The sequence below is a fragment of the Acinetobacter sp. AHP123 genome (assembly GCF_023757925.1).
Classification (GTDB): domain Bacteria; phylum Pseudomonadota; class Gammaproteobacteria; order Pseudomonadales; family Moraxellaceae; genus Acinetobacter; species Acinetobacter oleivorans.
The window spans coordinates 2,985,957-3,008,166 of record NZ_CP092454.1 but is presented as its reverse complement, the minus strand read 5'-3'; the positions used below and the strand labels follow the sequence as shown (position 1 = coordinate 3,008,166).

Here is a 22,210-nt window from a genome sequence, read left to right as displayed (position 1 = left end):
AATAATTTTTAATATTTAATTTTAATCAAAAATCTTCACATCTAACATTTTATTTAATAATGAGACTTTAAACCCATAAATTTAAAAAAACAAAACACATTAAGCAAAAATATAATTATTTTTATTTTAAAAATTTTTAATTATTAATAAAAACACATTGAAAACAATATATTAAATAATTAAGTTTTTCTAAAAAATTACAAGATTTAAAATTAAATTTTTTCATTATTAATATCAAACATAAACCTTTAATAAAAACTTCTTTATATGCTAGATTAGATTAAGAATTACCCAACCTAAGGGTAAATTCATACATTACAAATAATCAAATATAAGAACATCAAACATGACAAGGATTTAAAATTATGAAGAGAAATTATTATATTTTAGGCACTCTCTTATTTAGCATGAGTTTAGCAACTCATGCTGATTCACTACGAATAAGTGCCACGGAGTTTGCAAAAGATCCAGCCAAAGTAAGCGCATTACAAAAGGGTCTGGAAAAAATGCGAGCAAATAATAGTGCTCCCCCTTTATCACCGGAGTTTCGTACAAGCTTTAATTACTGGGCCAATACACATGGCTATTTTGGTACAGGTACACATGCAACCAATAAAGACACATATCTTAAAGGTCGTATGTCAGGTTGTTTAGAAGAAAATAGTCAGGCCTTATGTGATAGTTACTATAAACACATTCAAAATTCCACAGTTCCAAACGATGGTTTTACCGATGACGTTTGGGGTACATGCCAACATGGCAATTTAAATTTCTTACCTTGGCACCGTATGATGCTTTATTTTTATGAGCGAACAGTACGTAAATATGTTGGGCAAGATTACTCCCTTCCATATTGGGATTATTACCAAGAAAAAGCTGCTAATGGTAAAGGCTTAGCACTCCCTCAATTGGTCCGTGGTAAACAGGCTGGTACTTTATATGATCAGTACCGTACACCGGGTTTAAATGCAAATATCAGCGCCATAGATCCAGACAATGCCAGCGCTGCTCAAGCATTTAAATGGGATAACTTCACAGACTTCTCTAACCAATTACAGTCTCAACCCCATGGTGTCATGCACTGTGCAGTCGGTAAAAACTGTGTGCTACCGGATATGGGATTTGTACCTATTGCAGGCTTAGACCCCGTATTTTATATGCACCATGCAAATATCGACCGCTTGTGGCAATGCTGGTTAAATAAAAAAGCAAATGGACAACCAATTACGCTTGAATGGGCTAAGAAAAATTTAGGTATGCCAGATAGTTGGTATGACACCCGATATACCTTTGCAGATGAAAACGGCAACAAAGTCACTATGACGATTGCTGATGTATTCACCCCCGGTAAAATTCCAGTGCGATATACCAATGAAAATGCTTGTAAAGTTGAAGCTACTGTCATGAGTAGTAAAGGTGCTGAAAAAGCAAACCTATTTAAAATGAATCATAAACCAGTCAGCAGTAATAAAAGCATTAAACTTATGGGTGTAACTCAAAAAGTAGCTTTAGCCCCTCAAACTGCAAGTTTCCTAGAGAACTCAAGTCAACTTACTCAAACAAAGCTCTCATCAGGACAAACCTATTTGATCTTAGATAATGTCCAAATGATTGGTAATCCAAATCTAACCTATAAAATTTATCTATCTCCAAAAAATAAACCAGACCAAAAAATTTATGTTGCCACAATTAACTACTTCGGTGTGTTAGACCATGACCACGGCGGACACCCAGGTCATATTGGCCAATTGGTCTATCAAGTCAGTGATCAAGTTAAGCAATTAGGCATGGCGGCTGAAGACTTAGAAGTTCAGTTTGTTGCTACTGATTTAACGCTTGATCAAGTGAAAGAAAAAGTAAGCTCTCAAGGCTTGAGTATTTCTCAAGTTCGCTTAGAAACGTCAAAATAATAATTAAGGGAGAGGCCTGATTTTTTCAGGCCTATATTCATTATGAAAATAGCTCATTTAATATTATGCACGCCTCTAACTTTAGTAAGTTGGTGTGTATCAGCAAATGATTCTTCTGAACGTATATTAGAAGACCCACCCGATATGACTGTTGCGCGTAAACATATTGCATTACTTGCTGCCCCCAACCCGAAAGTTTCATCACCAAATACGCCGCAAATGCAATCTTCAAATGAAGCATTATTTACATGGGAGGTTAAAAAAACGAGGAACAAACTATGGAACCCAGCGACAAATCGTTATGACGAAGTTGTTTTACGTAGTTATCAAGGTACAGATACACAGCCCAATACGCCTTATATTGCTCCGACGATTGAAGTATTTCCGGGAGAAACCGTACGGGCAAATTTAGATAATCAACTTGATATAGACCCGATTACTCACAAAAAATTTCCTAAAGACCCAAGTTGTACTGGCGATCATTTTGATGTGAATAAACCCCATTGTTTTGATGGCACTAACATGCACACTCACGGTTTATGGATTAACCCAGCAGGAAATAGTGATAACGTTTTAATTTCGATTAATCCGGGTGTTAATTTCCAATATGAATACAACATTCCACCCGATCATCCAGCAGGAACATTTTGGTATCACCCGCATCGACATGGTTCAACCGCTATTCAAGTTGCAAGTGGTATGGCGGGAGCTTTAATTATTCGTGGATATCGTCAACCTACCCCCAATAAGACAGGTGATTTAGATTTACTCACTTATGGTTTTAAGGAAAGAACGCTAGTTTTTCAGCAAATCCAATATGCTTGCTATGATGCTAACGGAAATATCGAAACCGATAGTAATGGCAACTATATTTGCCAAAATAATCAAATTGGTGAAATTAGAGATTATCAAGGGTTTGGCCCGGGTGATTGGGGGAAATCAGGCCGATATACGAGTATTAATGGCGAAATACAACCTTTTATTACTCAAGCGGTTGCAGGACAAGTTGAGCGTTGGCGAATGGTACATGCAGGTGTCCGCGACAGTATCAACTTAAGCGTTCGTCAAATGCAAAATATTCCTTCCAAATTCGATTTGACCCCAATGGGTGAAAAGAAATTATTAAGTGAGAGCTGTACAGGTCCTATTGTGAACCAACACCTGATTGCAGCCGATGGTCTAACCTTTAAGCAGGTTATGGATAAAACAGTTACCGTTTTTCAACCGGGTTACCGTTATGATGCATTAATGCAATTCCCGCAAGAAGGCCGTTATTGTTTAATTGATGAAGCGGCGTCAGCTTCGGCGAACGTAGACCGTACGTTTTCGCAAAGACGCTTACTGGGCATCATTCAAGTCAATAAAGCCACTTCAACACCTCAATCTTTAACAACAGCATTAAGCAATAATGCAGCACGCAATATTGCCCCAGATATGCGTCCTGCTGTGCTTCAAGATTTACAACAAAATCTGAAATTCAGTCACTTTGTTCCTCATCAGGACTTACCAGCTACACCGTATAAACAATTTTTAGAATTTAATATTGATACAAATGCTGATCCAGTTCAGTTTCAGGTAAATGGAAAACCGTATCAACCAGATCGAATTGACCGTACGCTCGAGTTAGGCAAAACCGATGAATGGATACTTACCTCTAAATTAGCCAGCCATCCTTTTCATATTCATGTAAACCCATTTCAGGTCGTGGCAGTGTATGACCCTAACGGTAAAGATGTCAGTGATATAAACGCCGTGGATGACTATGACAAAACAGCTGCCCCTGACCCACAATATCGCGGTCTAAAAGGGACATGGAAAGATACTATCTGGGTTAAAAACGTACAAGGAGCCAGTTATAAAGTGATTGTTAGAACCAAGTACGAACGCTACATCGGTGACTTTGTATTGCACTGCCATATTTTAGATCATGAAGATCAAGGCATGATGCAAAATATTCGAATAAGTCTTTCAGATGGAAATGGTGGTATTTCCCAAGGCCATCATTAATTTGGTACTGTATACAATTTTATTCTAATAAAACCGCTTATCCTAAAATAAGCGGTTTTTTAAATATTAATCTGATATTTATGTCATCCGATCTTGTAGCGAAAAGTATGCTAAAAAATCCAGATTATTTAAATAATAAGTTGTTTCATTATTAAATATGTCATGTAAATAAGATCTTAAGGCGTAAATAAAAAAATATACAATTTACCAAGTAATAAAAACCATTTAACTATCAAACCAAACAATATGCCTAAGAGCTACTCAAATAATTTAATACTGGTTACAGCTCAATCAGCATCAAGATAAATAAGTCGTTATAATCCGCCCACCACCTGACAAACATTCTTTTCTGATGCTGACCCAATCATCCTTCTGGCGTAGTCTTTACCGTTTAATTCATATTTATGCTGGTATTTTTATTGCGCCATTTATCTTGTTCGCAGCAATCACTGGTTTACTCTATGCAATTACACCTCAAATAGAGCAAGCGATTTATAAAGATGTTCTATATGTTGAGCCACTGAAGCAACCGCCACATAAGCTGAGCCAGCAAATTGAAGCCGCAAAGCAAGTAATGCCTAAGTCTGCACAGGTGATTGAAGTTAGACCAGCCCCAAGTGCTGACCAAACAACTCGTGTAATTTTCTCGGATCCTATACATGATTTTACGAGTGAAGCCGTTTTTATTGATCCTTTTACGCTTCAAGCCAAAGGCCATCTAGCGGTTTATGGTACCAGTGGGGTTCTGCCGTTTCGAACTACACTCGACCAGCTACATAGCAATTTATTACTAGGAAAATGGGGACGCTTTTATAGTGAACTGGCAGCAAGCTGGCTAGCTATTTTGACTTTAACTGGGCTATATAATTGGTGGAAACGTCGTCAAAATCTTAAAATTAGGCAAACACAAAAAAATAGATTACTGAAATGGCATAGCACGTTGGGTTTAGCGTTATTCCCTCTCTTATTAATAATCGCCATTACAGGTCTTACATGGTCTGAATGGGCTGGAGATAATATTCGGGTTGCTCGTCAATGGCTTAACTGGCAAACCCCAACATTGGCAACTTCGCTTCAAGAAGATAATTTACCTACAGTGATGCACCATGAACATCACGAGGTGCCACATAGTGAAAACCTGAATTTAAATATTATTTCAAATGAGTACGATAGCGCTCTTTCAATAGCAAGAGCACATGGCATTGATGCAGCACAAATACAAATCAAACCACCAACTAGTGGAAATCAAGCTTGGACGATAGCCGAAATTCAGCGTAAATGGCCAACTCAAGCAGACAGTATCGCTATTGATATGGAACAACATAAAGTCATCGATCAACTTGCGTTTAAAGATTACTCATTGGTAGCAAAGCTGACTCGTTGGGGAGTTGATGCGCATATTGGTGTTTTATTTGGCTGGATAAATCAATTAGTACTGGCACTTTATGCTTTCGTGCTGTGCATTATGATTATTTATGCATATAAGGCTGCGTTTAAAAACTCGAATTTAAAACTCATGACGAGCCACTTTGTTGGGCAAAGCTTATTAGTTTGGAACCGTGCAACTGGCTCACAAAAAATAGGGTTAATATTGGTGGGTCTCGTGTTAGGGCTAAGTTTACCTGTTTTTGGTTTCAGTATTTTATTTACGCTATTTATCTTTGCTATGCGTAAATACATTCCTTCTAAATCATAACACTCACATTGGTATTAAATCTTTGAGCTGTGCACACTACGCATAGTATGCACAGCCAAAATGACGACTAAATTAATCTTCAGACAGTGTTTTCATATCAATCACAAAACGATACTTCACGTCGCTCTTTAGCATACGTTCAAAAGCTTCATTAATGTTTTGCATATCAATCATCTCGACTTCAGACACAATATTATGCTCACCACAAAAATCGAGTAGCTCTTGTGTTTCCTTAATTCCGCCAATGACCGACCCTGCAATTGATTTTCTTCCTAAAATCATAGGTACTGAATTTGCGCTAATTTCACCTAAATATCCAACTAACACAATTGTTCCATTTAAAGCTAAGGTTGGAATATAAGGCTTCAAGTCATGGTTATAAGGCACCGTATCAATAATCAAATCAAATTGATTTAACACTGATTTCATTTGAGCTTCATCTGTTGATAACACAACATGATGCGCTCCGAGTTGTTTTGCATCATGTTCTTTATTTGCGGAGCGGGTGAATAATGTCACTTCAGCACCTAGTGCATTGGCAAGTTTAATCGCCATATGCCCTAAACCACCTAAACCGACTACAGCGACTTTACTACCCTTTCCAACATTCCAATGACGCAGCGGTGACCAAGTCGTAATACCCGCGCACAGTAGTGGTGGTACAGCTCGAGCATCCAGATTTTCAGGTACTTTTAATACAAAATCTTGGCTACATGTAATGCTTTGTGAATATCCACCATAAGTTGGTCGTTGATCATGGCGATCTACGCCGCCATAAGTCTGTATGTTACCTTCTTCACAATATTGCTCTAGTCCTGAATGACAAGCCGAACAAGTACGGCATGAATCGACCATACAACCAATGCCCACTAAATCACCGACCTTATATTTTGTGACTTTAGGACCAATTGAGGTGACGCGCCCTACAATTTCATGGCCCGGAACTATTGGATAAGCACTAAATCCCCAATCGTTTTTAGCTTGATGTAGATCGGAATGGCAAACACCACAATATTCAATTTGAATGACAACATCATCTTCACGTGGGGTTCTACGTTCAAACTTAAACGGAACTAAAGGAGTTTCTGATGACAGCGCGGCATAACCTAAAACTTCAATTGTCATATTTTTTCTCTCATGTTTAATGTTTAAATAAAGACGATTTCTTTGCTGGGCATTCATTGATGGCTATAGATTTTGAAAAATCCATAAATAGGTTTTGGAACGTTTTGGTTCACTAAGTTACAACTCATCGACTTCGTGCCATGTAGATCAGTATAAAAATGAAAATCGTAAGCTGTTGTTCTATTCCTCTCACAGATTTGCCTAATCCTCCGAATTGTTGCACTTCTCTCTATTTTTCTTATTTGAAATGCCTACAATAAAAACACAGAGGGTAATCGGTAGAATCTGAATGGCGAATAGGTCTCTAAACCATAATCAAGAATTAGCTCAACTTGTCGATCAATGGACCCGAGAAAAAGGTACATTCGAAACACCTATTATGGGACTGACTTTATATCGTGCAGAAACATTGACCCAACCAAGTAGCAGCATGATGGATGCAAGTCTATGTATGATTGCTCAAGGTAAAAAACAGGTGATTCTTAGCGAAGAAACCTATACGTACGACTCTAACCATTTCCTTTTTACTGCAATTGACCTGCCTGTCATTGCTCAAGTTCTTGAAGCTTCAGTTGAACGACCTTATCTTTCAATAGTGCTACGCCTAGACCCGTATGTACTCGCCCAAATCATGCTTGAAGCCCATATTCCTTTTAAAGACGTAAATACTGAGAAAAAAGGAATGGCTGTTGGAGTAGTCAATTCAGAGTTGAATGATGCTTTTATACGGTTAATAAAACTACTAGATACACCACAAGACATTCCCATCTTGTCTCCCCTGATTATTAAGGAAATTTTTTATCGTTTATTGATGAGTCCACAAGGCGATCGACTTAAACGCATTGTGGCGGCCGGAACTACCGGCCATCGAATTGTGAAAGCGATTGAATGGCTGAAAACAAATTTTGCAAAATCTTTTAGCGTTGAAGAACTTGCAAGCACAATGGGTATGAGTGCTTCAAGTTTTCATCAGCATTTTAGGGATATCACTTCAATGAGTCCCTTACAGTATCAAAAGAGAATGAAGTTAACCGAAGCACGGCGTTTATTAATGACCGAAGAATATGATATTTCAACTACCAGTATTCAAGTCGGTTATGAAAGTTTGTCGCAATTTTCTCGAGAATATAAACGTTTTTTTGGGGTTTCTCCGTCAGTAGATATTAAGAATATATAAAAAAAAGCCCTTAATATTTAGGGCTTTTTTTATAGCAGCTTATTACTGAGGAATAATATTCACAGCACTTGGACCTTTTATCCTTGAACGATATTAAATACTTTTTTTAATATTTATATTTTTCATAAATAGATCAACAGCATATTCAACCCAAGTACTAATTTCACTATCAGAAATTGTATAGTTGGGATGTGTCAGACATTTTAGATGGGCATCACTTCGTAATAATGCCAAGAATATATTTGCTGCTATATCAGCAGAGGAATTTAACTCAATCTCATTATTTTTTTGAGATTTTTCAAGGTAACCCGCAATAATATTTGCAAGCTTTTGTGGACCTACTTCAAAGAATTTTTCAGATAACTCGGGAAAGCGAACTGCTTCTGCAATACAAACCCTAAAAAAAGCCAATCCTGAATGCGACAATATAAAACACAGATAGGTTTTCCCTATCTCGGTTAAAGCTGACCGTAAATTTTCAGCTTTTGTCTCGACTAAAATGATTTGCTCTTGCATGTTCCTGCATTGACGTTCAATCACCGCGGCAAACATCGCTTCTTTATTTTTATAGCACCCATACATCGTTGCTTTTGAAACACCCGCTTCCTTTTGAATCATATCTGTCGTTGTTCCACTAAAACCGTGAATCAAAAAAAACTTGGTTGCCGCATCCAGAATTTTTTGATCTTTTTCATTAGCTTTAGTTGAAACTGACATACTGACCTTATAAAAATTTTAGCGATTTCGTTCTAAGTGTAACTCATCGAAAAGTTCAAAATCGAGAATTGACGGAAATTTAATTAAAGAGTAGAGTACCGATCGGTACAGTACAGTAAATATCTGCTCCTTGCAATGAATGGATGTTTAAGATTTAAGGTAAAAATGAATACAAAGCCACTCATCGGTTTAGCAGGTGCAATATTTGCTGCAATGACTGTTGAATTTAATAACCGAATCACCAGCATTACCTTAGTCGACATTCGTGGCGCGATGGGAATTAGTGTTGACTCTGGTTATTGGGTCAACAGTATTTACGCGAGTGCCATGATTATTGGCATGATTCTGTCTACCAGTTGGGCGGTAATTTTTTCTATGCGCAGAGTTCTGCTTTTTGCTATAGGACTTTGCCTCTTTTCTAGCGTTTTAATTCCTTTTAGTCCAAATATCGAAATCTTTTATTTATTGCGTGGCTTACAAGGGCTCGCCAATGGTTTAACCATTCCTTTACTCATGGCCTGTGCGCTTAGATTTTTAGGACCTGACATTCGGCTATGGGGTCTCGCCTGCTACGCATTAACTGCAACATTCTTTCCTAACCTAAGTGCCGCACTCTCTGCTTTTTATTTAGATGTAATTGGCTGGAAAATGATATTTTTCCAAACCATTCCTTTTTGTGCGCTAAGTGCTGCGCTGGTTTATTTTGGGATTCCCCAAGATCCATTGAATTATTCAAGAATAAAAACTTACGATTGGATGGGGGCGATTTTAGCGATTATTAGCTTAGCCAGCCTGAGCACCATATTATTGCATGGCAACCATTTAGACTGGTTCCATTCTCAATTAATTTGTGTTTTAGCTTTAATTAGTGCAATAACTTTACCTTGGTTTTTCATACATGAATGGCGTTATCCATCACCATTAATTAAACCGCAAATGCTCGAAATCCGAAATTTTGCATACGCTGTTATTGCTCTCTTTTGCTTTGTCATTATTGGTATGTCCACCAGCACATTACCACTGAATTACCTTAGTGCTGTACATGGCTATAAACCCACTCAGACCATGTGGATTGGCCTACAAATTGCGGCATTGCAATTTATCTATATTCCTATTGTTGTGAAGCTTTTAAATCAAGCTTGGGTGGATAGCCGATATGTACACGGGTTTGGTTTACTTCTGGTCATCGCGGGTTGCCTAGGTGCAAGTCAACTTGATACCACATGGAATCAAGATCAATTTTATTTTTGGCATGCAATCTCATGTTTGGGACAAACCTGTGTCGTGCTCTCGCTATTAATGATGGGAACAAACAGCGTTCACCCAACCATGGCAATTTATGCATCACCAATGATTAATACCCCGCGTGCGATTAGCGGTGTACTGGGGGTGTGCATATTGGATTGGATCAATCGAGTGCGTGGTGAATACCATTCAACACGGCTGATTGAAAATACTGCCCAACATGTTTTCCAAAATATTCAAGGCCCTGTCATTAATCCGCTTACTCCCCCTGTGCTTAACGCAAATGGTACAGACCATGTTTCAGGTGGTTTATCTGCCCTAAATTCTGCGATTCAAGCGCAACAATCTGTTTTAGTGATTAGCGATCAATATCTCATCTTAGCTGGCCTTACCGCTGTTTTGTTCATCGTGATGTTGATTTTGCCAGTTCGAACTTATCCGCCACGTATTGCTCTCATTAAGTTAATGAATAGTCATAACTCAGGAAAATCTTTATGAGTACTCTCGAAGCCCAAGATACCATCCACACCGAACCACCTAAGTTAACAAAGGTGCAATATCTCAAAAAGCATTGGGTTATGGTTATTGCGTTCATTATTGTCTTAGCATCTATTTTATGGGTTTTAAAACTTATATTTTTACCATCTTCGATTATTGAAACAGATGATGCGCGTGTGGATGTAGAGTACTCAACCATTGCCCCTAAAGTATCTGGCAATATTGAAGAAATTTATATTAAAGATCATCAGACCGTAAAAAAAGGCCAACTTTTAGCAAGGATTGACGCGCGTGATTATCAAGCTGCTTTAGCTGAAGCTGAATCTAATTATGCAAAAGCACAAGCTGACGTGAGTGAAGCGATGCTCGCAGTTGATAGACAACCGACCGTTATTCGAGAAACTGAAGCACAGCTGAGAAAAGTAGAAGCAGGAATCAAACTCACAAAAGATAATACGGCGCGTTATGAGCAACTACAGGCACTTGGGGCCGAGTCTAGATTAATTACACAGCAATCTAAGACGACTTTGACTGAACAATATGCTGACTTAGACAGCAGTAAAGAAAAAGTGATTGATGCACAGTATCAGCTCAACCAATATAAAATTCAGGTACAAGCCAAACAAGCTGCTCTTAAACAAGCACAAGCGGCACTTGATAAAGCAAAACTGAATTTAAGTTATACAGAAGTTCGTGCACCTATTGATGGCATGATTGGTCAAAAGTCAGCTAACGTAGGTAACTTTGTGAGCGCTGGTAATCCACTCATGGTGGTTGTGCCTTTAGACCAAGTCTATGTAGAAGCCAACTTCCGTGAAATTGAGCTAAAACAAATAAAAATTGGACAACCTGTTAATGTCTATGTAGATGCTTATAACGTTGAGCTGAAAGGTGTGGTAGACAGCTTCTCTCCATCTACGGGCGCATTTTTCTCTCCGATCTCTGCGACCAATGCAACTGGTAACTTTACCAAGATTGTTCAGCGTCTACCTTTACGAATCAAGCTTGTTGAAAATCAAAAAGACGTTAAATTATTACGTCCTGGTTTATCGGTTTTAGTATCAATAGATACGAATAAATAAATAGTTTAGATTTCAAAATATGAGAGACAAAGAGACCATTTACGGTCTCTTTTTTAATGATGAGTTTTAAAAAGTCTTTAAAACTTTTTGGTGTAGTTTACAAACAAACGGTCTTCACCAAAGTCATTGCCATGTTTAACATTGTAATCAATCCGAATATATTGCAGGGCAACGCCTTTTAAGAACGGCTGCTGAAATGCATAGTTTAGAATAACGTTTGACTCGGTTTCATGGTTTTTCTCGCCATTGGCTGCTTTAAAGTCATGGCCGTAAACATATTTCACCATCGCATTTAGGCCTGGTACATAGTCTTTAAAGTCATAGCCATACATGACGTGGTAAGACTTTTCATCTTCTTTAAAGAATCCGGTGGCGTTCCAGTTAATGAAATAGGTCTCTGGTAAGAAACCATCTGGTAATGGATAAGCCGATTCTCCCATAATCTGTTGGTACCCCAAGCCAAAGGTATGATTTTTTACTTTGAGTGTTTCTAACACCCCAATGTTCTGCGCATCAATATCAAAAGTATTGCCGTCATCTTTTGCATTGAAATATTTAAACTTAGAAGTAAGCGCAAAATTAGGTTGCTTCCAATTATGCTCAAGACCAACATAGTGTTTGTTGTAGAGATCTTCTAAATTACCAAAGTAGTATTCGCCCTTGAGTGACGGCGTAAATTGATAGCGCAGATCTATGTAATTTAAACCATCAGATTCTTTAGTAACCCCATTTGCAGTAAAGGAAAACTTTTTAAAGTCTTCTTCATTTCGGGGAGATACTTTTTCAACCCGACCAATTTCAGCATAGAGCTGATCTGAAAGTTGCGACTTAAGATTGGTTCCCCAATAAGAGGCAAGCAATTGTCGGCTGGCATCAACAGCCGTTACAGGCAGGTCTAACCAGAGTTCACCGACACTCAGCAAGGTTTTGTCATAGCCCAGTTTTAAAGTCGCGCCGTATTTTAAAAAGTCGGATGCTTGTGACTGTGTTTCCTTATTAAAAGGCAAAACTGTGTCTGCAACATGTTTGTCTGAACTTAAGCGCACAGCATATTGAACAGAAGCATCGGCCCCAATCGTAATAGGCTTGTCTGCAATTACTAAAGGGGTGTCATGCATTTTCGATTTATAAAATAATGACGCTGCCTGAGACCAACTGCCCGTATCTTTGAGTGCATCATTATCAAAATTACGATTGATATAGGCATTTTTTAAAGTGAATTTCCATTCATCTTCGCTTTGTTGAGCGGTATCTGCTGCCCAAAGCATTGAATGACCACTACAGATAACTAAAAGAGTAGAAAACTTTAAATATGGTGTTTTTAAATATTTCATGAAACAAATCATCCTTTAATTATTGTCTGCGCCATCCTTTGGTGCAGACATATATTTATTCGGTGCGATAGCCTTATCTCAATTCGAAGCGACTAAAACTTGAGACCGATTTTTCTTTAAACGTTTAATGAGTAACAACGAAACCGCGGCACAAAATGCAGGTATCGCTAAAATACTTAAAATTTCAAAACTGGAGAGATTTAACGACATTAACCAGCCGCCCATAATCGATCCCACAATCGAACCTGAGCGTCCTACTGCATTGGCCCAACTTACCCCTGTTGCACGACAATGTGTTGGATAAAAACTAGATGCAAAAGCGTTTGCTCCCACTTGAGAACCACTAATTCCTGCACCTACCCCAAACATAGCAAACATCAATAAAGCCGTATTTGCCTGTTCAATTCCAAACCCTAAACAAATCAGGAAAAAACCACCAAAAACATAAGCCGTACTTAAAATTTTGGTTGCATCCATCTTATCCATCAGTAGGCCTAAGACAATGGCACCAATGGTTCCCCCTATTTGAAAAATTGAAGTCAGCCATGATGCATTGGATAAATTAAAGCCCTCATTGGTTAATAAAGTAGGCATCCAACTTGAAATCATATAAATAATGAGAAGGCTCATAAAAAAGGTAAACCAAATCAAAAAAGTACCTAAAGCAAAACCTTTATTAAACAAGTCTTTCAAGCTTGATTTTTCGACTTCATTGACTGTTGGAACCAAGGTAGGAGTACGATTTAAATGCGGTGCAATACGGTGAATAATCTTTTCAATTTTCTCGGTGCCTTTCTTTTTAAGCACTAAAAATCGGATAGATTCAGGCAATAAAAAATATAAGAAAGGTACAGTCGCTAAAGGCAACACTCCCCCAATGAGCAAAATACCGTGCCAGCCAATATGAGGAAGTAGCTGAGCCGAAAAAATACCACCAAGAGCGGAACCCACAGTAAAGCCACAGAACATCATCGTTACAAGATTAGAGCGACGAGAAGTAGGCGCATATTCAGAGGTTAAAGTAATTGCATTGGGTAAAGCCCCCCCTAAGCCCAAACCAGTGAGAAATCTCCAAATAATCAGCGTTTGTAAATCTGCTGAAAACGAGGCAAAAACACTGGCAATTCCAAACATAATCACCGAACCAATCAAAATCGGTTTACGGCCTAATTTATCGGATAACGGCCCAAAAATGAGTGCGCCTGCCATCAGTCCAAATAAGCCAGCGCCAAATAAAGGTGCCAAATCGGTTGCTTGCAACCCCCATTCTGCCTTTAAAGCAGGTGCAATAAATCCAACTGCTGCGGTATCGAACCCATCAATCGCAACAATCAAAAAACACAACCACATGATTAATTTTTGCAAAGACGATAGCGGTATTTCATCAATGAAACTTTGTACGTCTATAGAATTTTGAGACATGAGAGCTCCTTTCGCCAATACATTGGCGTATATGCAATCCTTAGCAAAGGTACCCAACTGTATTTTTTATTTAGGTTGAGCACCTATTTCAATAAATCAGATCAATTTGATTTATTTCACATTCACCGTAATGCCAGTCAGTCCGGTAATGTCTGCACGCATAACATCACCTTTCACTACCGCACCCACGCCTTCTGGAGTTCCTGTAAAAATCAAATCACCTGCTTTTAGTTCAAATAGCGTAGACAAATTGGCAATCGTTTCAGCCACAGACCAAATCAGGTGACTGACATCGCTGTGCTGTTCGGTTTTACCATTTACCGTTAAATGAATATCGGCATTATTGATTTCACCCGTTTGAGTAATCGGATGAATTGGGCCAACTGGTGCAGAAAAATCAAAAGCCTTACCGATTTCCCATGGGCGACCTTTTTCACGCATTGCCATCTGTAAGTCACGGCGTGTCATATCTAAACCGACGGCATAGCCATAGATATAGTTCACTGCATCTTCAACCGAGACATTTTTGGCATCTTTACCAATTGCAACAACCAACTCAATTTCATAATGAAAATTTGAAGTTTCAGATGGATATGGAATATCAACCGCATCTGTATTTACCGGAACAACCGATTCAAGGTCATTTGGCTTACAAAAGAAAAATGGTGGTTCACGGTCTGGGTCAAAACCCATTTCACGGGCATGAGCAGCATAGTTACGTCCGACACAATACACACGGCGTACTGGAAATTTATGCTCTGAGCCGTGAATAATTAGACCAGCAGTGGTCATTGGTTCAAAAATAAATGACATATATGAATTCCTTCTATTAAGTTAATCACGACTCAAAATGCATCAGCCTGCTGTTCAGGTGCTGCTTTTTGAAATGCTTCTAAGGTCATGCAATGTTGGTAAATTTCATTAATGTTTGGATAAGCCGATAAATCGACTTTAAAACGCTCGGCAGACACTACTTGTGGAACTAAATAGGCATCTGCAATGGTCGGTTGCTTGCCATAGCAGAACTTTTCGCGATTCTGGTCTTGTTCCAAAATATGCTCCAAAGCCGTAAACCCATCCTGAATCCACTTGGCACACCATGCATTGATTTGTGCCTCATCCAGCCCTAAGTTCTGGCGTAAATATTCAAGAACACGTTTGTTGTTTAAGGGATGAATGTCACATCCAACTAAAGCAGCAATGGCGCGGACTTTCTCACGACCCAATGCATCTGTAGGCAATAAAGCAGGTTCGGGATATTGTTCTTCTAGCCATTCGATAATGGCTGGACTTTGCAACAAGTTTCCAGATTCAGTTTCAAGTACGGGTACAAACCCTTGCGGATTTAAAGCTTTAAAAGCAGCTTGATGGTGTTCGTTTTTAGCGAGCGAGATATAAGCCGCCTCATAAGCCAAACCTTTTAGATTCAATACAACGCGTGTTCGGTGCGATGTACCGCTACGGAAAAAGCTATAAAGTTTCATGCCACATTTCCTTGATAGTTTTTCACTGCATCAAGGCAGTTATTGACATTCCAGCCATATAACCATTCCATTGCATCATAAAAACGTTCAGTAGGACGTCCACGCCACAAATCGTTGCGAACCAAGCGTTGCACACCTTTGGCATGGTAAATTTTGCCCATTTCACGTGAAGACAAAACAATGCGCGCTGTACGTGCCACACGTGCTTTTTGATAAATATCAAAAGCTTTCAAAATGTCATGGTCGGTAACACGTAACGCTTCACCTAAAGTTACCGCGTCTTCCATCGCCATACATGCACCCTGCGCCATATATTGCGTGGTTGGATGTGCTGCATCGCCAAGTAATGTCACACGGCCAAAAGTCCATGTTTCAATCGGCTCACGGTCTGCGGTTGCCCAGCGGCGCCAGCTTTTAGGTAACTCAATCAATTGACGAGCTTTCGGGCAAATTCCTTGAAAATAAGACAGTACTTCTTCTTTAGAGCCATCGGTTACGCCCCACTGTTCTTGCTCACGGCTATGGAACGTCACCACAACGTTATATTCCTTTCCGCCGCGCAGTGGATAATGCACAAGGTGGCAATTTGGTCCGACCCAAATACTCGCGGCATTCCATTTCAAGTCTTCAGGAAACTCGCTCTCAGGTACAACAGCACGGTAAACCACATGACCTGTAACCAATGCAGGGTCACCCACATAGGTGTCACGCACAACCGATTTAACACCGTCTGCACCGATAAGGGCCTGACCATGATATTGCTTTCCGTTTTGATCGGTAATTGTTACGCCAGCATCATCTTGGTCAACTTTTTGAATATGACAATTAGTGATAATTTCCAAGTTACCGTATTGTTTTGCACCTTCCACTAATGAACCGTGAATATCAGCACGGTGAATCACCGCATATGGGTTACCAAAACGTTCACGGAACTTTTCATCGGTTGGAATTTTGCCGACCTGATATTCATCAATTGCATCATGCATGACCATATAGTCGGTATAGACCGCTTTACTGCGAGCAATTTCACCAATTCCTAGCGCATCAAAGGCATGAAAAGCATTCGGGCCTAGTTGAATACCTGCACCGATCTCACCAATTTCAGGTGCTTGTTCAAAAACCTGTACCTTAAAGCCTTGTTTTGCCAAAGCGAGTGCAGCTGCAAAGCCGCCAATGCCGCCACCAGCAATTAATATCGGTTGTTGAGTATTTGACATGATTTATATCCTTATAAAATATTCTATTTACTGGCGCTCACGCACAGAGTACAAACCTAGTTTCCGTTGTAAGGGTGCTTCATCTGCAATAAACAAATAACATGGTTGATCTGAGGTATTGATTAAATCAATATGAGAAAAACATGGCGCACATGCTGTATCAGCTTTATTTAAATTGAAATCTTTCTGATCAATTTTGACTTGGAGCTGACCATCAATCACATGAAAAATTTGGGCAGTAGAGCGCGGTTGGAGCTGTAATGTTTCATTTGGTCTGAGCATTAAAGCGGAGTAACCAATAATATTTTGGCAGTCATCACCAGTTTCAGGATTGATGTAAGTCACCTGAATTGGGACTTGATGGTTTTTATCATCTGCAAGCGCATGCAAAACTTTTTTTGTTTCTTTCCAAGAGTAGCGCATGATCGGATACGAGGCATTTTCACGGGTAAAATGAGCTGTTGGTACAATGCCCGTTCCATAATGATGAGCATTTCCGGCACTGGTCACTTTTTGGATTTCACCCGGTTGTACATAAGAAGCTTCCATGTAATAAACCAAAGGTAAATCCAACACATCTAACCAGATCACAGGCTCATCGCCATCATGTCCATGTTCATGCCAAAGCCCTGATGGTGTAAGGATTAAATCTCCATGCTCCATCATGCATTTTTGACCTTCAACAGTCGTATACGCACCTTCACCCTCAACAATCAGACGTACTGCATTTGGGGTATGTCGATGTGATGGTGCCCACTCTTTTGGCAACAAAAGCTGCATACCAAGATACATGACCGAACTGGCTTTCATATTTTCCAGACCATGTCCGGGATTTGCTAAAACCAATACACGGCGTTCAGCTTTTTCAATTGGTGTTAACTCACCAGCTTCGAGTAATAAAGGTTTAATATTCTGAAAATACCAAGCGGTTGCTACGGTCTGCGGCATCGGTTTATGCGGAGGTAATACATTGCGTAAACTTGGCCATAAAGGGACTAAATTTGATTCTTCAAGTTGACCAAGATAACGTTTTGGCAAGTCATCTAACGTTGCTAACTGTTCCATTTCAGATCCTCTATTTAAGGCCAATTTGTACAAGAATGCTTTGTACTTTTACGGCCTATTCTTCCTTGATCATCAATGTAACAATCGAAAATTGTTGAATCCATGCACAAAAAACAATAGTCTGTATTGATAAAATCAATACAAGGAAATTAAAGTGTTTGATCTTGATACTCGGCTTTTACAAATTTTCTTTGAAATTTATAAACATAGTAGTGTGTCTAAAGCTGCCGAACAGCTTGAAATTGGACAACCCACTTTAAGTATTGCGTTAAATAAATTACGTGAGCATTTTCAGGACCCACTTTTTGTCCGTATTGAAAATAAGATGCAACCTACTGAGTTATCTAAACAAATATATCCGCTGGTTGTAGAAATTCTGAACCGACTAAAACTGGTTCAAAACTACAATATTGAATTTGATCCACAGACTTCAAATTATCAATTTAAAATCAGCATGACTGATATCAGCCATCTGGTTTTATTACCTAAACTGATCAATTATTTACGTGCCCATGCTCCCAATATTCGCCTAGAAATTGTCCCCATTGATGCCAATACGCCAGTTATGATGTCAAATGGAGACATTGATTTAGCCATTGGTTTTTTGCCTCAACTTGAAGCAGGTTTTTATCAGCAAACGCTTTTCCAGCAACGTTATATTTGTATAGCCAGTAAAGAACACCCGAGGCTTACAGGCACAACGCTTTCAGATCAAGAATTTCGCCAAGAGCTACATGTCGATATTTTTGCAACGGGTGGGCACTACGTGCTGGAGCATGAGCTACAAAAATTGGGAGTAAGCCGAAATATTCTGGTTCGTTTGCCAAGCTATTTAGGAGTTGGCTTGGTTGTTCAAGACACAGACGCGATTGCGACTATTCCTCATTATTTAAGTCAGGTGCTTTTAGTCAGAGGGGGTCTAAAAGTTTTAGAACCACCTTATCATTTTCCGACTTATAGCGTAAAGCAGCACTGGCATGCACGAGTTCATCAAACACCAAGCAACCAATGGTTAAGAAGAGTATGTTTTGAACTTTTTTCTGAATAGAAAATTTAACAGACATTATTAAATATCTAATAAAAACAAAAAGACTTTGCATAGATGAATAAAATCTCACTAGACAAAGTCTTTATAAACTCTTTTTTTAATTAATCTAAATTCATGGCAACCGATCTGGTTGCTTTACGCTTTCGCGTGACAAACAACCCGCAAATGACCACCAATAAAGTTACGCCTAAAGATAAAGTGGTTTCATAACTATAGGTTGGTGATAAGAACATATAACCTAAAACAGTCATAATCACTAAAATCACAAACCACGTTAACCATGGGAACAACCACATTTTAAAAGATATAGCTGCGCCCTCTTTTTCCAATTTATGTCTTAAACGTAGTTGTGAAAATGCAATTACAAGGTAGACCAGTAAAGCAATTGAGCCTGTGGTGGATAGCAAGAATCCAAAGACTTGACCTGGGAACATATAGTTCACGGCACAGCAAATCACGCCAACCAAAGTAGATAAAAATACGGCTGAAGTCGGCACACCTGCTCTATTAATTTTTGTCACAACACTCGGTGCTTCGTGGCGTGTACCTAAAGCAAATAACATTCGAGATGAGGTATAAACCGCGGCATTCATACAGCTTGCAACGGCAATAAAAACGACGGCGTCCATAATCAGTTTAGTTTCAGGTACATTTAAACTCATTAATACAAACTGAAAGGTGCCGAACTTTTGTAAATCTGGTGAGCGCCAATCGACCAAGGCAACTGCAAGAAAAATCGAAACAACAAAGAATAAAATAATTCGATAAAGTACTAAATTCGTTGCTCGTTTAATTTTTTCTTCTGGATTTTTAGATTCTGCCGCTGCAATAGAAAGAATTTCTATTCCAAAAAATGAAAATGCCGAGATTAAAATGGCTGACAAAACACCGCCCATTCCGTGTGGCATAAAACCACCATTTGAAAATAGGTTGCCAACGCCACTGACATTTGTTGCTAAAGGCCAAATTCCAAATACAGCCATTGCTCCAATGATAATGAACACTACAATCGCAATAACTTTAATGAGTGCAAACCAAAACTCAAACTCACCAAAGCTTTTGGTACTAAAAAAATTAGCTAGACTAAGTAAAATAATAAAGGCAAATGCATAAACGGCACTAGAAATTTGCGGGAACCAAGCATGTAAAATTTCAGCTCCAGCAATGGCTTCAATTGGAATCACCAGTACCCAAAACCACCAATATAACCATCCAATGGTAAACCCAGCCCAAGGGCCAATGGCTTTACGGGCATATGTAGAAAATGAACCTGTGTCAGGTTGCGCTACCGCCATTTCACCCAGCATGCGCATGACCAGAAAAACTAAAATACTTGTAATTATATAAGCAAGTACGGCAGCAGGCCCTGCTTTTGCAATTGCCGCAGAAGAGCCTACAAATAAACCTGCACCAATAACACCACCAATACTAATCATGGTGACATGTCGATTAGAAAGTCCTTCACTTAATTTTATTGTTTTATCATTGTTCATATTCGATTCCTTCAAATTGACAAACTGATTTTAAAACCGTCTTAAAAATGTACTTCTCCAACTTGTACGAAACAAAAAGGGAAAATCAGAGTTTTCCCTTTTATTGATTAATTTAATGTAGGCATAGCAAATTGTTTGGCTTCACGAAGCTGAGTTGAAGGCCAACGTTGGGTAATGGTTTTACGGCGTGTATAAAAACGCACACCATCTGGGCCATATGCATATAAATCACCAAACAATGAACGCTTCCAACCACCAAAGCTATGATATGCAACTGGTACAGGTAATGGCACATTAACTCCAACCATACCAACTTGAATATTGCTCGTAAAATAACGTGCAGCTTCACCATCACGAGTGTAAATACATGTTCCATTACCATATTCATGGTCATTAATCAGTTGCATTGCATCTTGCATGGTTTGTACACGAATGACCTGTAAAACAGGGCCAAATATTTCTTGCTGATAACTTGTCATGTCTGGTGAAACTTGGTCAATTAAAGTTGGCCCTACAAAAAAACCGTTTTCATAACCTGCCGGTTTTGCATCACGACCATCTACAACAATTTTAGCACCTTGTTGCTCTGCACTTTGAATAAAAGCTTGTACTTTGTCTTTATGTGCTTGCGTAATGAGCGGTCCGAAGTCATTACGCTCATCTGCATAGTGCCCAAACTTCAATTGCTTCATTTCTTGTTTTAATTTTTCTATCACAACATCGGCAACTTCATCACCAATTGCAACTGCGACTGATAATGCCATACAACGTTCGCCAGATGAGCCAAACGCAGCCCCTAACAAAGAAGTCACGACATTATCAATATCAGCATCAGGCATAATAATCGCATGATTTTTTGCTCCACCTAAAGCTTGGCAGCGCTTACCACTCGCCGTTGCCGTACGGTATATGTACTCTGCAATAGGCGTTGAGCCGACAAAACTAACCGCTTGAATTTTAGGATGATGTAGCAACGTATCAACTGCCTCTTTATCGCCGTTTACAACACTAAAAACACCATCAGGTAAACCTGCTTGTTTTAGAAGCTCCGCTAAAAATAAAGCGGCAGAAGGCGCTTTTTCCGAAGGTTTTAAAATAAAACAATTACCGCAAACTATTGCCATTGGGAACATCCACAACGGAACCATTGCAGGAAAGTTAAAAGGCGTAATACCTGCAACCACACCTAGCGGCTGGAACTCACTCCACGAATCAATATCTGGACCCACATTTTTTGAAAATTCACCTTTTAAAAACTCAGGCGCACCACATGCATACTCAACATTTTCAATGCCACGTTGTAATTCACCTTTAGCATCGTGGCAAATTTTTCCGTGTTCCTCACCAATCAGCTGGCAAAGCTTGTCAGCATTTTCTTCGAGTAATTGCTTAAATTTAAACATCACACGCGCACGTTTAATCACAGGTGTATCACGCCATGCTGGAAAAGCCTGCTCTGCTATTTGAACCACTTGATTGACCAAATCAGCATCTGCAAGTGCAACTTCTTTTGTACTCTCACCTGTCGCTGGGTTATAAACCGGTTGTTTCTTGGTGGTTTTAGTGACGAGTCCACCATCAATAAAATGCCCTACCATTTTAACGGTTTGCTGACTTGAATCTGTTTCTGTGTTGGCAACCGTGTTACTGTCAAAATTCTCTAAAGTGTTCATCTTTATTCCTTGTATCT

General features: G+C 39.1%; 17 protein-coding genes. 7 read left to right on the top strand and 10 right to left on the bottom strand.

Annotation, left to right across the window (positions count from 1 at the left end; genetic code table 11):
• The first annotated feature begins 365 nt into the window (after positions 1-365).
• From MJX77_RS14350 to MJX77_RS14340, 3 genes are all read left to right on the top strand, one after another.
• Complete coding sequence (locus tag MJX77_RS14350; protein WP_252059441.1) at positions 366-1,910, top strand: tyrosinase family protein; 1,545 nt, start codon at positions 366-368, stop codon at positions 1,908-1,910.
• A 42-nt stretch (positions 1,911-1,952) separates the two neighbouring features.
• Entirely contained in the window at positions 1,953-3,917 is a 1,965-nt protein-coding gene (locus MJX77_RS14345; protein WP_252059440.1) for a multicopper oxidase family protein, read from the top strand.
• 352 nt (positions 3,918-4,269) lie between these two features.
• The gene (locus MJX77_RS14340; RefSeq protein ID WP_252059439.1) at positions 4,270-5,613 is read left to right on the top strand and encodes a PepSY-associated TM helix domain-containing protein; all 1,344 of its coding nucleotides are present in this window, start codon (positions 4,270-4,272) and stop codon (positions 5,611-5,613) included.
• Between the two features lie 72 nt (positions 5,614-5,685).
• Here the strand turns inward: MJX77_RS14340 and MJX77_RS14335 are convergent, their stop codons facing one another.
• A complete protein-coding gene (locus MJX77_RS14335) occupies positions 5,686-6,738 on the bottom strand; it encodes an NAD(P)-dependent alcohol dehydrogenase (protein WP_252059438.1) in 1,053 nt (350 codons plus the stop codon).
• A gap of 289 nt (positions 6,739-7,027) precedes the next feature.
• On the opposite strand from MJX77_RS14335, the gene MJX77_RS14330 reads away from it, so the two are divergent.
• Complete coding sequence (locus MJX77_RS14330; protein ID WP_151828084.1) at positions 7,028-7,915, top strand: AraC family transcriptional regulator; 888 nt, start codon at positions 7,028-7,030, stop codon at positions 7,913-7,915.
• Positions 7,916-8,008: 93 nt separating this feature from the next.
• Here MJX77_RS14330 and MJX77_RS14325 read toward each other — a convergent pair whose 3' ends face one another.
• On the bottom strand, positions 8,009-8,632 hold the full coding sequence (locus MJX77_RS14325) for a TetR/AcrR family transcriptional regulator (protein WP_252059437.1): 624 nt from the start codon (positions 8,630-8,632) through the stop codon (positions 8,009-8,011).
• A 165-nt stretch (positions 8,633-8,797) separates the two neighbouring features.
• Here MJX77_RS14325 and MJX77_RS14320 point away from each other — a divergent pair, with 165 nt between their 5' ends.
• Together MJX77_RS14320 and MJX77_RS14315 are read left to right on the top strand one after the other, a co-directional pair.
• Positions 8,798-10,375 carry an MFS transporter gene (locus MJX77_RS14320; protein ID WP_252059436.1) on the top strand — a complete coding sequence of 526 codons (1,578 nt, stop codon included), beginning with the start codon at positions 8,798-8,800 and terminating at the stop codon, positions 10,373-10,375.
• Entirely contained in the window at positions 10,372-11,457 is a 1,086-nt protein-coding gene (locus MJX77_RS14315) for an HlyD family secretion protein (protein ID WP_005305563.1), read from the top strand. The genes MJX77_RS14320 and MJX77_RS14315 overlap by 4 nt, the downstream gene beginning before the upstream one ends.
• Positions 11,458-11,534: 77 nt before the next feature.
• On the opposite strand, the gene MJX77_RS14310 is transcribed toward MJX77_RS14315, so the two are convergent.
• The 6 genes from MJX77_RS14310 to MJX77_RS14285 all read right to left on the bottom strand — a co-directional run bounded on the left by MJX77_RS14310 (position 11,535) and on the right by MJX77_RS14285 (position 17,979).
• Positions 11,535-12,791, bottom strand: a complete 1,257-nt coding sequence (locus MJX77_RS14310) for an OprD family outer membrane porin (RefSeq protein ID WP_252059435.1) — start codon at positions 12,789-12,791, stop codon at positions 11,535-11,537.
• A gap of 78 nt (positions 12,792-12,869) precedes the next feature.
• A complete protein-coding gene (locus MJX77_RS14305) occupies positions 12,870-14,213 on the bottom strand; it encodes an MFS transporter (RefSeq protein WP_252059434.1) in 1,344 nt (447 codons plus the stop codon).
• A gap of 111 nt (positions 14,214-14,324) precedes the next feature.
• Entirely contained in the window at positions 14,325-15,026 is a 702-nt protein-coding gene (locus MJX77_RS14300; protein WP_252059433.1) for a fumarylacetoacetate hydrolase family protein, read from the bottom strand.
• A 32-nt stretch (positions 15,027-15,058) separates the two neighbouring features.
• Complete coding sequence (gene maiA, locus MJX77_RS14295) at positions 15,059-15,697, bottom strand: maleylacetoacetate isomerase (RefSeq protein ID WP_252059432.1); 639 nt, start codon at positions 15,695-15,697, stop codon at positions 15,059-15,061.
• A complete protein-coding gene (locus MJX77_RS14290; RefSeq protein WP_238515125.1) occupies positions 15,694-16,914 on the bottom strand; it encodes a 3-hydroxybenzoate 6-monooxygenase in 1,221 nt (406 codons plus the stop codon). The genes maiA and MJX77_RS14290 overlap by 4 nt, the downstream gene beginning before the upstream one ends.
• Positions 16,915-16,941: 27 nt before the next feature.
• The gene (locus MJX77_RS14285; protein WP_252059431.1) at positions 16,942-17,979 is read right to left on the bottom strand and encodes a cupin domain-containing protein; all 1,038 of its coding nucleotides are present in this window, start codon (positions 17,977-17,979) and stop codon (positions 16,942-16,944) included.
• Between the two features lie 154 nt (positions 17,980-18,133).
• Between MJX77_RS14285 and MJX77_RS14280 the strand changes: the two genes are divergently transcribed.
• A complete protein-coding gene (locus MJX77_RS14280) occupies positions 18,134-19,027 on the top strand; it encodes a LysR family transcriptional regulator (protein WP_252059430.1) in 894 nt (297 codons plus the stop codon).
• 101 nt (positions 19,028-19,128) lie between these two features.
• Here MJX77_RS14280 and MJX77_RS14275 read toward each other — a convergent pair whose 3' ends face one another.
• Together MJX77_RS14275 and MJX77_RS14270 are read right to left on the bottom strand one after the other, a co-directional pair.
• Positions 19,129-20,520, bottom strand: coding sequence for an amino acid permease (locus MJX77_RS14275; RefSeq protein WP_252059429.1), 1,392 nt, complete (start codon positions 20,518-20,520; stop codon positions 19,129-19,131).
• 107 nt (positions 20,521-20,627) lie between these two features.
• A complete protein-coding gene (locus MJX77_RS14270; RefSeq protein ID WP_252059428.1) occupies positions 20,628-22,193 on the bottom strand; it encodes a CoA-acylating methylmalonate-semialdehyde dehydrogenase in 1,566 nt (521 codons plus the stop codon).
• Positions 22,194-22,210 lie beyond the last annotated feature (17 nt).